Origin of the sequence: Allobosea sp. 117, from assembly GCF_000702305.1 — a bacterium.
GTDB lineage: Bacteria > Pseudomonadota > Alphaproteobacteria > Rhizobiales > Xanthobacteraceae > Ancylobacter.
Map to the genome: position 1 here is coordinate 21,650 of NZ_JNLC01000018.1, position 13,472 is coordinate 35,121.

Here is a 13,472-nt window from a genome sequence, read left to right on the forward strand (position 1 = left end):
CGAAGACGTGGATGGCCGGGACAAGCCCGGCCATGACGGCAATCTAGCTGGCTCTTTGGATCGGCCCATGCGCGGCAAGGACGTGCGTCTCGACAACGTGACCATCCGCTTCGGCGACACCACCGCCGTGCATCCGACCGACCTCGCCATCCATGCCGGCGAGTTCTTCTCGATCCTCGGCCCCTCCGGCTGCGGCAAGACCACGCTCTTGCGCACCATCTCCGGCTTCATCGAGCCCACCGAGGGGCGCGTGCTGATCGGCGGCGAGGACATGGCCGGCAAGGGGCCGAACGAGCGGCCCACCGCGCTGATCTTCCAGAACCTCGCTCTGTTCCCGCTGATGAGCGTCGCCGAGAACGTCGCCTTCGGTCTTGAGGCGCGCGGCGTCGCCAAGGCCGAGCGGCTGAAGCGCGCCGAGGAATTGCTCGCCCTCGTCGCGCTCGGCGGCTTCGGCGGCAAGAAGCCGGCCGACCTGTCCGGCGGCCAGAGACAGCGCGTCGCCATCGCCCGCGCGCTCGCAGTCGAGCCCTCCGTGCTGCTGCTGGACGAGCCGCTCTCGGCGCTCGACCTTAAGCTCAGACAGCACATGCGCGCGGAGCTGCGCGCCATCCAGCGGCGCGTCGGCATCACCTTCATCTACATCACCCACGACCAGGGCGAGGCACTCGCCATGTCCGACCGCGTGGCGGTGATGAGCCGCGGCCGCGTCGAGCAGGTCACCACCGCCGAGACGCTCTATGCCGATCCGGCGACGCCGTTCGTCGCCACCTTCGTCGGCGAGCAGAACGTCCTGCCCGGCACCGTCGCCTCGGTCGCCGATGGCGTGGCGCGCATAGATACCCCGCTGGGGCCGATCACCGGCCGTGCCAAGGCGACGCTCGCGCCCGGCGCCGCCGCGCTGGTGATGGTGCGCCCGGAGCGCGTGGCGCTCGGCACCGGCCGCGAGAACACGGTGACCGCCCGGCTCGCCGCCCGGCATCTGGAAGGCCCCTCGGTCAATCTGGAGTTCGAGCACGATGGTCGGCGCCTCGTCGTCACGGTGCCGAACGGCCCCGAGCTGCGCGACCTGCCCTCCGAGATGACGCTGAGCTTCGGGCGCGACGACGCGCTCGTCTATGCCGAGGGGCCGCTCGCCCATGGCTAGCCTCGCGCGCGCCTATGGGCGCCTCCTCGCCTTTCTCTTCGCGGCCATCACGCTGCTGTGGATCCTCGTTCTGGTCCTGGTGCCGCTCGGCGCGATGATCGATCAGGCGCTGTGGTGGCGCGAATCCAAGGGCGACGTCTCGCTCGCCATCGACCGCCTCTACAACGACATCGCGCTGGCGCAGCTCGACCGCAACAGCGAGAAGGACCCCGCCAAGCAGGCAGCGCTCGACCAGCAGATCGCGCAGAAGCAGGCCGAGGCGACCGCGCTGGAGGCGCAGGAGAAGAACCCGCCCAAGACTTACGGCTTCGCCAACTTCACCCGCATGAGCGGGCTGCATTTCTACATCTTCGTGCGCACCATCCTCTACGCCCTGATGGTGACGCTGCTGGCGCTCGTGGTCTGCTATCCGGTGGCCTATGTCGTCGCGCTGGCGAGCGGGCCGCGCAAGGCCATCGTGCTGACCGTCGCGCTGATCATCCCCTATGCGATCAACGAGCTGCTGCGCGTCTATGCGTGGCTGATGATCCTCGACTATCGCGGCGTCATCAACGGCGTGCTCGGCTGGCTCGGCTTCCTCGACCTCGACAATCGCGGCTGGATCCCCTTCCTCGAAAGCCCCTCCGCAGTCTTCGTGGCGATGATCTACACCTATGTGCTGTTCATGGTGTTCCCGATGGTGAACACGCTGGAGACGCTCGACCGCAACCAGATCGAGGCGGCGCGGGACCTCGGGGCGGGCACGCTGCGTATCCACCGGCGCATCATCATCCCGCACGCCAAGCCCGGCATCGCGGTCGGCTGCATCATGACCTTCATGCTCTCGGCCGGCTCCTATTCGGTGCCGGCGATCATGACCCGCGGCCAGGGCGGCGACTGGTTCTCCCAGCTCGTCTACCGGCAGTTCTACGAGAGCAACAACTGGAACATGGGCTCGGCCTATGCGGTATCGCTGCTCGTCGTCTGCACCGCCTTCATCCTCATCATGATGCGCCTGTTCGGCGTCGGCCTGAGGGACATCGCCAAATGAGCGCGTGTCTGCTTCACGCTCGCCGCCGCGAGCGCCGTCATCCTGAGGCGCCGCCACAGGCGGCCTCGAAGGATGCCCGTCTGGGCGCGTATGGCGAACATCCTTCGAGGCCCGGCTTTGCCGGGCACCTCAGGATGACGTTGGTCGGGCCGCCTGCCGGGATCGGAGTCGCCCCATGAGCACCTCCACCGAGAGCCGCGGCGCGCAGTTCCTGCTGAACGCCTATGTGGCGCTGTTCTGCCTCTATCTCTTCCTGCCGCTGGGGGTGATGTCGGCGGCGGCGTTCAACTCGTTCGACTACCCGTCCGTCACCCAATGGCGCGGCTTCACCCTGAAATGGTTCGTCGCGCTCGCCCATGACCAGCGCATCCTCGAGGGCCTGCGCAATTCGGTGCTGGTCGCGCTCGGCGTCATAGCGGTGTCGATCCCCGCCGGGCTCGCCGGCGCGCTGATCCTGACCCGGCTAGGCCAGCGCTCCGGCACCATGCTCTATTCCGTGCTGGTCTCGCCGGTGCTGACCCCGGGCATCATCCTCGGCATTTCGAGCCTGATCTTCTGGCGCGAATTCGGCGTACCGGGCGGGCTGTTCGTGGCGGTGATGGCGCAGTCGAGCTTCATCGCCTCCTACGCCATGCTGCTGTTCCTCGCCCGCCTGCAGCGGCAGGACCGCACGCTGGAGGAAGCCGCGCTCGACCTCGGCGCCAGCCACACCATGGTGTTCCGCCGCATCACCCTGCCCTTTCTGGCGCCGACCGCTTTCACGGCGGCGGTGGTGGCGTTCCTGCAGTCCTTCGAGAACTACAACACCACCGTCTTCGCCATCGGCGGCGAGTGGACGCTGGTCACCGAGATCGCCTCGCGCCTGCGCTTCGGCCTCTCGCCGGTGATCAATGTGGTGGGCGTCATCTTCGTGGTGTTGACCGTCGTCGCGGCGGTCACCTATGTGCTGCTTAAAGGTCGCCGCGCCGTGGCGCACTGACGATGGGTGAGCGTCTCACCGGAATGTGAAGCCGGCTGCCGTGACCCGCCGCGCCCGGACACCTAGCCTGCCGCCACACCAAATCACCTGAAGAGGAACCGCCATGAGCAACCTGCACCGTCGCGATCTCATGGTGGGCGCCGCCCTTCTCCCGGCCGTGGGCGCGCTCGAATTCGGCGCCGTCGCAAAAGCCCAGGCTTCCCAACCGCCCATGGGTCAGCAGGTGCCGAGCATCTACCGCTACAAGGTCGGCGGCATCGAGGCGACCGCCGTCAATGACGGCGTGCGCACCTTCCCGCTCGCCGACGGCTTCGTGAAGAACGCGACGCTCGATCAGGTCAACGGCGCGCTGGAGGCCGCCTTCCTGCCGAAGGGCCAGATGAGCATCCAGTTCAACCCGCTGCTGCTCAACACCGGCGGCAAGCTGGTGCTGATCGACACCGGCAACGGCCCGCAGAGCGGCAATGCGACGGTCGGCCGCCTGCCGGCCAATCTCGCCTGGGCGGGCGTGAAGCCGGCCGACATCGACATCGTCATCATCTCCCACTTCCACGGCGACCACATCAACGGCCTGCGCTCGGACGACGGCGGCTTCGCCTTCCCGAACGCCGAGGTGCTGGTGCCGACGCCGGAATGGGCGTTCTGGATGGACGAGGGCGAGATGAGCCGCGCCCCCGAGGGGTTGCAGGCGAACTTCAAGAACGTGCGCCGCGTCTTCAAGGATATCGACAGCCGCGTGAAGAAATATGAGTGGGACAAGGAGATCGCGCCGGGCGTGACCTCGGTCGCTGCTCCCGGTCACACGCCTGGCCACACCGCCTTCGTGGTTGCCTCGGAAGGCGGTAAGCTGTTCGTCCAGTCCGACGTCACCAACCACCCGGCGTTGTTCGCGGTGAATCCGGAATGGCGGGTGCAGTACGACATGGACGCGGACAAGGCGATCGAGACCCGCCGCAAGGTCTACGACATGGTGGCAGCCGAGCGGCTGCAGATCACCGGTTTCCACTATCCCTTCCCCTCGACCGGCTTTGTCGAGAAGGACGGGGCGGGCTACCGGGTCGTGCCGGCCGTCTGGAATCCGGTCCTGTAGTTCGCGCGCCGGCATGGACGGCAACCTGCTCGACGGGCTTCCCCCGCTCGCATCGGATGGCGAGGCGCTGGAGGATATCCTCGCCTTGCCGGGCACCCGCATCGAGCGGATCGTCTCCACCGGCCAGTCGAGCCCGCCCGGCTTCTGGTATGACCAGCCGATCGCCGAATGGGTGCTGCTGGTCGCCGGCGCGGCGCGGCTGCGCTTCGAGGACGAGCACGACGCCCGCACGCTGAAGCCGGGCGACCACGTCTTCATCGCCCCACATCGCCGGCATCGTGTCGAGGCGACCGACCCGTCGATGCACACGGTCTGGCTGGTGGTCTGGATCGGCGACGTGCCCTCCGCTTCGGCGTGAGGGACGTGTCTCGGCAGACCATGCACGCGAAGCGCTCGGCGTTGGCTTGGCCGGCGAAGCGGATTATGTCTGCGCGAATCCCGCCGTGCCAACCGGATGCACCATGACCGACACGTTCCCCGCCACCCTGCCCGACCGCCTCTCGACCGACCCTCGGAGCCCGTTCCACGACGCCGAGCTTCTGGAGCGAGGCATAGGCATCCGCTTCAACGGCGCCGAGAAGACCAATGTCGAGGAATATTGCGTCAGCGAGGGCTGGATCCGCGTCGCCGTCGGCAAGGCCCGCGACCGCGCCGGCAACCCGATGACCATGAAGCTGAAAGGGACGGTCGAACCCTATCTGCGTTCGCCCGGACAGACGGGCTGAGCGGCGAAGGCTACTCCTCCGTCTCGGCGTCGATCCACTGGAGGTAGCCGGGATCGCCGCCGGTGACGGGCAGGAACATCACTGCCGGCGTCTCGTAGGGATGGCGCGCCCTCACCGCCTGCGCCACCGGCTCGGCGAGGTCGGCGCGGGTCTTGAACAGCATCACCACCTCCTCGGCGCGCTCGATCTCGCCCTGCCAGCGATAGAGCGAGACCATGCCGGGCAGGATGTTGACGCAGGCGGCGAGCCCGTCGGCGACGATGGCCCGGCCGGCCGCTTCGGCCTCGACGCCGGACGGCCACGTCGTATAGACGACGACTGTGCTATATCCCTGCGCCATCGCCCTTCCTCCATGTCCGGCCGATCCGCATGAACGAAGCCGCCCGACCCGATCTCGCCGCGACCGGCCTGCGCCGGCCTGATTCTGAGCCGGCCTATGATCGCATCGCTTTCGTCGCGAGCGAAGCGGCCGATGCGGTCGAGGCGCGCGCGATCCTTGTGGCGCGCTACGGTAGCGTGGCGCCGGAGGACGCCAATGTCGTGGTCGCGCTCGGCGGCGACGGCTTCATGCTGCAGACCCTGCATCGCTTCCGCGACACCGGCACGCCAATCTACGGCATGAACCGCGGCTCGGTGGGGTTCCTGATGAACAGCTACCGCGTCGATCGCCTGCACGAACGCATCGCCAGCGCCCAGCGCGTCGTCATCCATCCTTTGATGATGGAGGCGACCGACGCCAATGGCCGTCTGCACCGCGCCCCCGCGATCAACGAGGTGTCACTGATCCGCCAGTCCTATCAGGCTTCCAAGCTCCGGATCGCCATCGACGGCAAGGTGCGGCTGGAGGAGCTCATCTGCGACGGCGTGCTCATCGCCACCCCGGCCGGCTCGACCGCCTACAACCTCTCGGCGCAGGGTCCGATCCTGCCGATCGGCACGCCGCTGCTCGCCATCACCCCGATCTCGGCCTTCCGTCCCCGCCGCTGGCGCGGCGCGCTGGTGCCGGACCGCGCTCATGTCGAGGTCACGGTGCTGGAAGCGGAGAAACGGCCGGTGAACGCCACCGCCGACCATTTCCAGGTGCTGAACGTGGTGAACGTGTCCGCGCGGCTCGACCCGACCTCGTCGATGACCATGCTGTTCGACCCCGACCACTCGATCGACGAACGCATCCTGCGCGAGCAGTTCGACTACTGACGCCCCGCCGGACTCACGCCGCCAGCTCGGTCACCAGCACATCCGCCGTCTCATCGGCGGGTTCAACCCGAATAACCGGGTCGACATCGGCCACCAGCCCGGCTTCCAGCGCGCGGGCCTCCTCGCGGGCGGCCTCCATCTGCCAGCGCCTGAGCGCCGCGAGCAGGTGGCCGAGCTCCTCGCGCGCGGGCTGCTTGGCATATTCCTCCAGCACGCGCTCGACGATGCGCCGCTTGAGGCCGGAGGGCTGCGTGCGATCATCGAGGTAGTTCTCGCGCTGCACCACCTGCAGCGCGGTGCGGAAGGCGAGATAGGCCCCGCGCGGCAGGCCGACCTTGTCGTAGAGCGCGCGGAACGCGCCGCCGGAACGGTCCGCTGCCAGCGCCGCCACCTTCGCCGTCGGCAGGCCGGAAAGCAGCGACACCGCTTCGAGGAACAGCCGCACATGGCCGGAGAGCAGCGAGCGCAGCACCAGGCCAGGCGTGAGCTGGCCCTTGCCGCGCAGATGCTCGACGAGGGCGCGCAGCTCGCCCGTGGCGCGGTCCTCGGCGAGCACCACAGTCGCCTTCTCGCAGGCCTCGCGGCTGACCCGCGCCGCCTGCTCCGGCGGCAGCCACTCGCACTGCACGACGAAGGCGGAGAGCGTGTCGGCGACCGAGCGGATCAGCGCCTGATGCGCCTCGGCGGGCAGATCGGACCGCGCGAGCAGCGCCTCGCGCAGCGCCGGCAGATGGCCGAACCGCGCCACGATCCGGCCGAGCGCAAAGCCCGGCACGTCGGCGCCGGCATTCTCGATCAGCGTGAGGCAGGCCTCCGAGCAGCCGGATTCGGCGATCGCGGCGGCGACCGGCGCCGGCAGCCGCTCGCGCGCGGCGATGGCCGACTGGCGCAGCGGGTTCGCCTCGGCGAGCATCTCGACGAGCTCGCCGTCGCTCAGCACTGGCGAGCGCGAGAGCACGATGGCGCCGATCTCCCCCGGTTCGTTGGCCAGCGCCAGGATGACGCCCACCGGCGCCCGGCGATGCTCGGCGAAGGCGTCGGCGAGGGCGAGCCGCACCAGCGGCGAGGGATCGTCGAGCAGAATGAGCAGCGCCGCCTCGGCGGCCTGCCGGTCGTCCATGTCGAGATCGGAATAGAGATAGGCCCGCGCCAATGCGCTGGTGGCGTCCGCCCGCTCGCCGGCCGGAGCCGTTTTCACCCAGCGCAGAAAATGCCGCACGATCATGATGGAAACCCGCGCATCCATGGTCCCGTCAAGGATGCACGAGCGGCATTAAGAAACCGTTGACCATAATCGGCGACACGGCCGCCGCGCCCGTCATTCGGTGTCGTTGAGGTTCATCTCGCCGGCGGGAACCTCTCCAGAGGTGCCGTCGAAGGAAGGCTGGGCGCTCTTCGGCGCCGCCTGCGCGTTCATTTGCACCTCGACCTCGGTGTCCTTGCCCGATTCGACGACGAACTCCTTGGTGTAGGTCTTGCCATCGTGGCGCGCGATCACCGCATATTCGCCTTCGGCCAGCACGAACACCGGGAAGGCGCCGGTCGCTTCCTTGATGGTGTCGCCGCCCGGCGTCAGCACCGACCATTGCGTGTCCGGCAGCGCTGTGCCGCCGACGCCCTGCACCAGCTTAAGGGTGATCTCCGCCGCCCGGTGATGGATGACCGCGTCGGTGAGCTTGCCCGGCTGGACGTTGAGGTCCGCCTGGATGACGGCGTTGCCCTCTCCATAGGTGGAGACGACGTGGTAGGTGCCGGAGGGCAGCACGACCAGCTGGCCGGAATTGGCGCCGCGGAAGAACGGCCGCGTCGAGGTCTTGCCCTGCAGGAAGCTGCCCTCGAAGATGTCGAAGGCAACCTTCTGAGCTGGGATCGGCTTGTCGTTCACATCGCTCTGCAGCTTCACCGCGCCGGCCTGGATGACGAGCTGCTCGCGTCGCGAATTGGCGCCGACGATGATCTTGCGGGCCGAGCTGGCGAGGCCGTAGGACACGTGCAGCACATAGCCGCCGGGCGACAGGAAGAACACCGGCGCCGGCTCCACCGCCTCAGCGACCAGCGGATAGGCGCCCGAGGCCTCGGCCTTGTCGGCGAAGACGCGCCAGACGAGGCCGCGCGGGATCAACCCCTCCTTCTCGCCGAACCGGGCGCTGACGCCAACCGCCGCCTTGCCGGCCGGCGGCTGCGGCAGCACGGTGTGCGGATCGCGCTCCCCCGGCCCCGCCGGCGGAAGCCCGTTCGGATTGAGGATGGTCGAGGGCGAGAATCCCGTCACCGGCGGCATGCCCGGTCCGCCGGGCGTGCCGGTGAAGGGCATCGCCTGGGCGAGATCGAAGCTGCGCACCTCCATCGCCCCGCCGGTCTCGGCCGACGCCGGCGCGGCAGCGAACGCCACGGCGAGCGCGCAGGCCATGCTTCGGCGGAACGGGGAGAAACGACGCGAATCGCGGCGCGCAGTCATGGAGGCAGCAGACATTTTTCCAGCGGCGTTGTCCTGTCGTGCCCGTAAACCGGGGCGAATTCAAGTCATTGGGAACAGGCGGTCCGGCGCTTGGTGCGGCGCCGGCCGCGTGCTACCGCCGCTCGGCCGGGACATATGTCGACCACCGAAGGACGAATCCATGACCGATGCGCTACGCCTGCTCGAGACCCGCAAGAGCCCGAAGATCTTCGACATCACCGGTCCGGGTCCGTCGGCGGAGGAGATCGACACCCTGCTACGGATCGCCTCCCGCGTGCCGGACCACGGCAAACTCGCGCCCTGGCGCTTCGTCGTGTTCGAGGGCGAGGCCCGTGCCCGCGCGAGCGAGGCCATCGCCGCCGTGTTCCGGTCGGACAATCCGGGCGCCGACGAGGAGCGTGTCGCGGTCGAGCGCACCCGCCTCACCCGCGCGCCGCTAGTGATCGCCGTGGTCTCGAAAGCCGGCCCGCATGCGAAGATTCCCGAATGGGAGCAGCTTATGTCCGGCGCGGCGGCCTCGACGCTTCTGGTGCTCGCCGCCCACGCACTCGGCTACGCCGCGACCTGGCTCACCGAATGGTACGCCTATGATGCCCGCGTGTGCGCCGCGCTCGGGCTCGCCGAGAACGAGCGGATCGTCGGCTTCGTGCACATCGGCACGCTCGTCCGCCCTCAGGAGGACCGGCCCCGCCCGGCCCTCGCCGACATCGTGACGAGGTTCTGAGCCATGTTCTACGAACCGGCGAAGCGGAACCACGGCCTGCCGCACAATCCCTTGAAGGCGGTGGTGGCGCCGCGCCCGATCGGCTGGATCTCCAGCCTGACGCCGGGCGGCACGGCCAACCTCGCCCCCTATTCCTTTTTCAACCTGGTGAGCGAGCAGCCGGACATCGTCGCCTTCTCCAGCACGGGGCGGAAGCACTCGGTGGCGAACATCGAGGCGACCGGCGAATTCGTCTGCAACCTCGCGACCCACGCGCTGGTGGCGCAGGTGAACCTCACCTCGAAGCCGATCCCCGCCGACGAGAGCGAGTTCGACCTCGCCGCGCTGGAGCGCGCGCCCTCGCGCCTCGTGAAGCCTCCGCGCGTCGCCGCCTCGCCCTGTGCGCTCGAATGCGTGTGGATCGAGACCATCGAGCTGAAGGGTCGCGATCGCCGTCCTGCCGGCGATTTCCTCGTGCTGGGGGAGATCGTCGGCATCCATATCGACGACGCCTTCATCGAGAACGGCCTGTTGCGCACGGACCTGATGCAGCCGCTCGCCCGCTGCGGCTATTTCGACTATGCCTGGGTCGACGAGACGGTCTCGCTGCCGCGCCCGACCTGAGCGGAGCCGCGCTCACTCGCCGCGCCGACCGGCCTCGCGCAGGCGCGCGAGCCAGGCGAGGCGCTTTCTTTCGCCCATCTGCTCCACCATGCCGATCACGTCGCGCCGGGTCGGGCGGATGCCGACGAAGCCGAGCATGTTGCGCTCCAGGCACTTCACGCCATGGGCGCGATACCAGAGCGTGAACAGCCAGCCCGGCATACCCATGGTCACGACGATCCGCGCCGTGCGCCCCGTCAGCAGCTTCTGCGGCGTGGCGGCCTCGCGATAGGCAAAGGCGCGGCCGGGCCGCAGCACCTGCTCGAGGAAGGCCTTCAGCAGCGCCGGCATGGTCCCGAGCCAGAGCGGGAAGATGATCACAAGATGCTCGGCACGCTGGATCGCCTCCGCCGGCCCGGCAAGGCCCGGCGGCACCCCCGACGTCTCGAATTCCACCTGCGAGCGCAGGAAGGGAACATCGAGCCGGGCAAGGTCGATCCGCTCGACGCTGTGGCCCGCAGCGGCGGCGCCCTCGGCATAGGCGGCCTCCAGCGCCCGGCAATAGCGGGCCGGAACCGGGTCGGGATGGCCCTGGATGATCAGGATGCGGCGCATCGGGGTGACCTCGCCAATCTCACCCGGCAACGATGCCTCGCGCCGCAGCCGGCGCATTGAGGTGGATCAGCATCGGTGACGCAGCGGAAGTCATTCGGTTACCAAGAGAAATTTCAGGCGTGGCGCAACGGCCATATCGCTTTGCGTGTAGCGCGCGCTAACATTTGACGAATCGCGCCTGCGGAGGCTTTCGGAACCATGCGTGACGTCAATCGTCGTAACTTTCTTGCCGGCGTTTCCCTGGCCGGGGTCGGTCTCGGCCTCGCCGGCTGCAGCCGCACCACCAGCACGGCCAGCAACGGCCCCTCGCCCGCTCCCATCACCTCGCCGGTCTACAGCTACACCCCGGCGAATTACGGCGCGACGTCCGACCGCTTCCCGGTGCCCGCAGTGGACACCTCGAAGATCAACCCGATGTTCCTGCGTCAGGAGGTCGCCTATGTCACGAAGGAGCCGCCGGGCACCATCGTGATCGATCCGCAGGGGAAGTTCCTCTACTACGTGCAGCCCGGCGGGCGGGCGATCCGCTACGGCGTCGGCGTCGGCAAGCAGGGCTTCGCCTGGTCCGGCACGGCGACCATCAACTCCAAGCAGGAATGGCCGGACTGGTATCCGCCGAAGGAGATGATCGAGCGTCGCCCCGACATCAAGCCGCAGCTCAGCCAGTTGCAGAGCGGCATCGGCATGCATGGCGGGCCGGGCAACCCGCTCGGCGCCCGGGCCATGTATCTCTGGCAGGACGGCAAGGACACGCTCTACCGCATCCACGGCACGGTCGAGCCCTATTCGATCGGCACCAATGTCTCGTCCGGCTGCATCCGCATGATCAACCAGGACGCCATCGACCTCTACAACCGCACGCCGACCGGCACGCGGGTGGTGGTCCTCGGCTCCGGCGCGCGCGTCTCCTGACAGGCAGCGTCCCACCGACTTCCGTCGGGGGTTGCGGCGGCGCTGCTGCAGTGCAACCTTTGCGGGGGGAGTGAGGGATGGCTGGCCGAATCATCACGCTTGCGCAGCAGAAGGGCGGTTCGGGCAAGACCACCCTTGCCGCGCATCTGGCCGTCGCGCTCACCCGCGGGCAGGCCCGCGTCGCGCTGCTCGACTGCGACCCGCAGGGCAGCCTCGGCGAATGGTTCGAGGCCCGCGAGGAGAGCCTCGGCGAGGCCGGCACCGGCCTCGACTTCCGCACCGCCAGCGGCTGGGGCGCCCGGCGCGAGGCGCGCAGCCTCTCCCGCGACTATGACGTCGTCGTTATCGACACGCCGCCGAAATCCGACATCGAATCCCGCCCGGCCATCGAGGCGGCGAGCCTCGTCGTGGTGCCGGTGCAGCCGACCCCGATCGACCTCTGGGCGACGCAGCCGACGCTAGAGATGATCGCCAAGGAGGGCACGCCCTCGCTGTTGGTCATCAACCGCGCCGCTGCCCGCGGGGCGCTGACCGTCGAGATGAGCGAAGCGATCCGCGCGCTCGGCCACCCCGCCGCGGCCACCCAGCTCGGCAACCGCCTCGCCTTCGCCGCCTCCATGGGCGACGGGCGCACCATCCTGGAGACCGCGCCCGGCAGCAAGGGCGCGCAGGAGATCGAGGCGCTGGCGGCCGAGATCGCGCGCAATCTGGGCCTTTGACCGCCCCCGGCTTTGGAAAGGGTTCTAGAACCGAGCCCGGATCTTGCCGACGACCTCATAGATGACGGGCACGCCATCGACCGTCTTCGGCAGGTCGAGTTCCTTGGCCGGAGCGCTGCCGAGATTGACCTTCACCGCCGTGCGCCCGTCCACAAGGCTGATGCCGATGCCGGCGAGCTCGAGTCCCGGCGGCAGAATGGCCCGCAGATGCACCTTGGCATCGCGTGCGCGCTGATATCCGGCCTGATCGCTCATGCCCTCAATCTATGCGAGCGCAAGGTCGATCGCCAGTGTGTCCAGCACGCGGCCAATCGGGTTGGCATAGGTCAGGCCGCGCCCGTTGGTGCCCCCGCGCTCGCTTCCGGCGAACAGGAGGCAGGCCGCGCGGCGCTTGTCGTCCAGTATGAGCGAGCCGGAATCACCGCCGCTGCTGAACGGGCCGTTGCCAAGCCCCTCAATCTCGATCTGATCGTCGAAAATGACTGTCCCCACGTCATATTCGATCGCCAGCCCGTCGACCTCGGTGGCCGTCACCCGGCCATGCGTCAGGCCGGTGGTGCGGCCGATCTTGACCACCTCCTGTCCCGGCAAAAGCGGCTCGTTCCGCACGCCGGCCAGCGTGCCTATGTCGCGATAGCTGCCGACGAGGGCATCGACGCCTTCCGCCAGGGCCGCGATCGCGGCATCGACATGGTTGGGCGTGCCGCTCTTGAGCGGCACCCAGTCGGCCAGCCGGCCCGCGACGTCGCGGGGCCGCCGGCCGCCGTCGTAGCGGCCCGGCTGCAGGATCGCGTCGCCGCGCCGCGCATTGTTCTCGTTGGCGAGCACGTGATTGTTGCTCAGCATCACCAGCTCGCCGTCGCGCCGACGGTTGGCGAAAGCGCCCAGCGTTCCGGCGGTAACGCGGAAATGCCCCACCGAGCTGCCGGCCTCCAGCGGCCGCAGCTTGGTGCGGTACCACGGCGTCGGCGCCTGCCCTCGGGCGATGCGCCCGACATAGCGGATGTCGATCTCGTTCTTGGCGAGCTTGCTGACATCCGTGATGAAGCTTTTGGTTTGCTCGAACGAATGTCGCTGAATGCGCAGGGCAAGCCGCACATCGCCAGCTTTCTTGCCCTGAATGATGCCCACCGCGACGGTCGGCTCGACGCCGGTGAGCTTGTTCACCGAGAACGTCGTAACCGAGAAGCCGCCCTCGGCGCGTATCGTCTCGTAGGCTGACGGAACGATGCGCGCGAGGATTTCCTGCTTGAGCTCCCGTGCCGATTTCAGCTGCATGGCCCGCCCCGCGTTCGGA

General features: G+C 68.6%; 17 protein-coding genes. 11 read left to right on the forward strand and 6 right to left on the reverse strand.

Annotated features, from left to right (window positions below; translation table 11 throughout):
• Positions 1 to 67 precede the first annotated feature (67 nt).
• The 6 genes from U742_RS0120080 (at position 68) to U742_RS0120105 (ending at position 4,968) form a co-directional block, all read left to right on the forward strand.
• Positions 68 to 1,144 (forward strand): ABC transporter ATP-binding protein, encoded by a 1,077-nt coding sequence (locus U742_RS0120080; RefSeq protein WP_029356318.1) that lies wholly within the window; start codon positions 68 to 70, stop codon positions 1,142 to 1,144.
• The gene (locus U742_RS0120085; protein ID WP_029356320.1) at positions 1,137 to 2,174 is read left to right on the forward strand and encodes an ABC transporter permease; all 1,038 of its coding nucleotides are present in this window, start codon (positions 1,137 to 1,139) and stop codon (positions 2,172 to 2,174) included. Before U742_RS0120080 ends, U742_RS0120085 begins: the two co-directional genes overlap by 8 nt.
• A gap of 175 nt (positions 2,175 to 2,349) precedes the next feature.
• Positions 2,350 to 3,153 (forward strand): ABC transporter permease, encoded by an 804-nt coding sequence (locus U742_RS0120090; protein ID WP_029356322.1) that lies wholly within the window; start codon positions 2,350 to 2,352, stop codon positions 3,151 to 3,153.
• Positions 3,154 to 3,256: 103 nt separating this feature from the next.
• Positions 3,257 to 4,243 carry an MBL fold metallo-hydrolase gene (locus U742_RS0120095; protein WP_029356324.1) on the forward strand — a complete coding sequence of 329 codons (987 nt, stop codon included), beginning with the start codon at positions 3,257 to 3,259 and terminating at the stop codon, positions 4,241 to 4,243.
• Between the two features lie 13 nt (positions 4,244 to 4,256).
• Entirely contained in the window at positions 4,257 to 4,601 is a 345-nt protein-coding gene (locus U742_RS0120100; protein WP_029356325.1) for a cupin domain-containing protein, read from the forward strand.
• 103 nt (positions 4,602 to 4,704) lie between these two features.
• Complete coding sequence (locus U742_RS0120105) at positions 4,705 to 4,968, forward strand: DUF3297 family protein (protein ID WP_029356327.1); 264 nt, start codon at positions 4,705 to 4,707, stop codon at positions 4,966 to 4,968.
• Positions 4,969 to 4,978: 10 nt separating this feature from the next.
• Here the strand turns inward: U742_RS0120105 and cutA are convergent, their stop codons facing one another.
• Positions 4,979 to 5,308 (reverse strand): divalent-cation tolerance protein CutA, encoded by a 330-nt coding sequence (cutA, locus tag U742_RS0120110; RefSeq protein WP_029356330.1) that lies wholly within the window; start codon positions 5,306 to 5,308, stop codon positions 4,979 to 4,981.
• Between the two features lie 29 nt (positions 5,309 to 5,337).
• Here cutA and U742_RS0120115 point away from each other — a divergent pair, with 29 nt between their 5' ends.
• A complete protein-coding gene (locus U742_RS0120115; protein ID WP_029356332.1) occupies positions 5,338 to 6,165 on the forward strand; it encodes an NAD kinase in 828 nt (275 codons plus the stop codon).
• A 13-nt stretch (positions 6,166 to 6,178) separates the two neighbouring features.
• Here the strand turns inward: U742_RS0120115 and U742_RS0120120 are convergent, their stop codons facing one another.
• Positions 6,179 to 7,411 (reverse strand): DUF2336 domain-containing protein, encoded by a 1,233-nt coding sequence (locus U742_RS0120120; protein WP_248310440.1) that lies wholly within the window; start codon positions 7,409 to 7,411, stop codon positions 6,179 to 6,181.
• A 72-nt stretch (positions 7,412 to 7,483) separates the two neighbouring features.
• Complete coding sequence (locus tag U742_RS22290; RefSeq protein WP_248310441.1) at positions 7,484 to 8,557, reverse strand: hypothetical protein; 1,074 nt, start codon at positions 8,555 to 8,557, stop codon at positions 7,484 to 7,486.
• Between the two features lie 226 nt (positions 8,558 to 8,783).
• Between U742_RS22290 and U742_RS0120130 the strand changes: the two genes are divergently transcribed.
• Together U742_RS0120130 and U742_RS0120135 are read left to right on the forward strand one after the other, a co-directional pair.
• Positions 8,784 to 9,347, forward strand: coding sequence for a nitroreductase family protein (locus U742_RS0120130; protein ID WP_029356339.1), 564 nt, complete (start codon positions 8,784 to 8,786; stop codon positions 9,345 to 9,347).
• A gap of 3 nt (positions 9,348 to 9,350) precedes the next feature.
• A complete protein-coding gene (locus U742_RS0120135; RefSeq protein WP_029356341.1) occupies positions 9,351 to 9,950 on the forward strand; it encodes a flavin reductase family protein in 600 nt (199 codons plus the stop codon).
• A gap of 12 nt (positions 9,951 to 9,962) precedes the next feature.
• Here U742_RS0120135 and U742_RS0120140 read toward each other — a convergent pair whose 3' ends face one another.
• Positions 9,963 to 10,574 (reverse strand): NAD(P)H-dependent oxidoreductase, encoded by a 612-nt coding sequence (locus tag U742_RS0120140; protein WP_348981023.1) that lies wholly within the window; start codon positions 10,572 to 10,574, stop codon positions 9,963 to 9,965.
• A gap of 168 nt (positions 10,575 to 10,742) precedes the next feature.
• On the opposite strand from U742_RS0120140, the gene U742_RS0120145 reads away from it, so the two are divergent.
• Together U742_RS0120145 and parA are read left to right on the forward strand one after the other, a co-directional pair.
• Positions 10,743 to 11,456, forward strand: a complete 714-nt coding sequence (locus U742_RS0120145; RefSeq protein WP_029356345.1) for a L,D-transpeptidase — start codon at positions 10,743 to 10,745, stop codon at positions 11,454 to 11,456.
• 77 nt (positions 11,457 to 11,533) lie between these two features.
• Positions 11,534 to 12,175 (forward strand): ParA family partition ATPase, encoded by a 642-nt coding sequence (parA, locus tag U742_RS0120150; protein WP_029356347.1) that lies wholly within the window; start codon positions 11,534 to 11,536, stop codon positions 12,173 to 12,175.
• A gap of 24 nt (positions 12,176 to 12,199) precedes the next feature.
• Here parA and U742_RS0120155 read toward each other — a convergent pair whose 3' ends face one another.
• Positions 12,200 to 12,430, reverse strand: coding sequence for a hypothetical protein (locus U742_RS0120155; protein ID WP_029356349.1), 231 nt, complete (start codon positions 12,428 to 12,430; stop codon positions 12,200 to 12,202).
• A 9-nt stretch (positions 12,431 to 12,439) separates the two neighbouring features.
• Positions 12,440 to 13,453 (reverse strand): Nal1-like putative serine protease, encoded by a 1,014-nt coding sequence (locus tag U742_RS0120160; RefSeq protein WP_038362318.1) that lies wholly within the window; start codon positions 13,451 to 13,453, stop codon positions 12,440 to 12,442.
• Positions 13,454 to 13,472 lie beyond the last annotated feature (19 nt).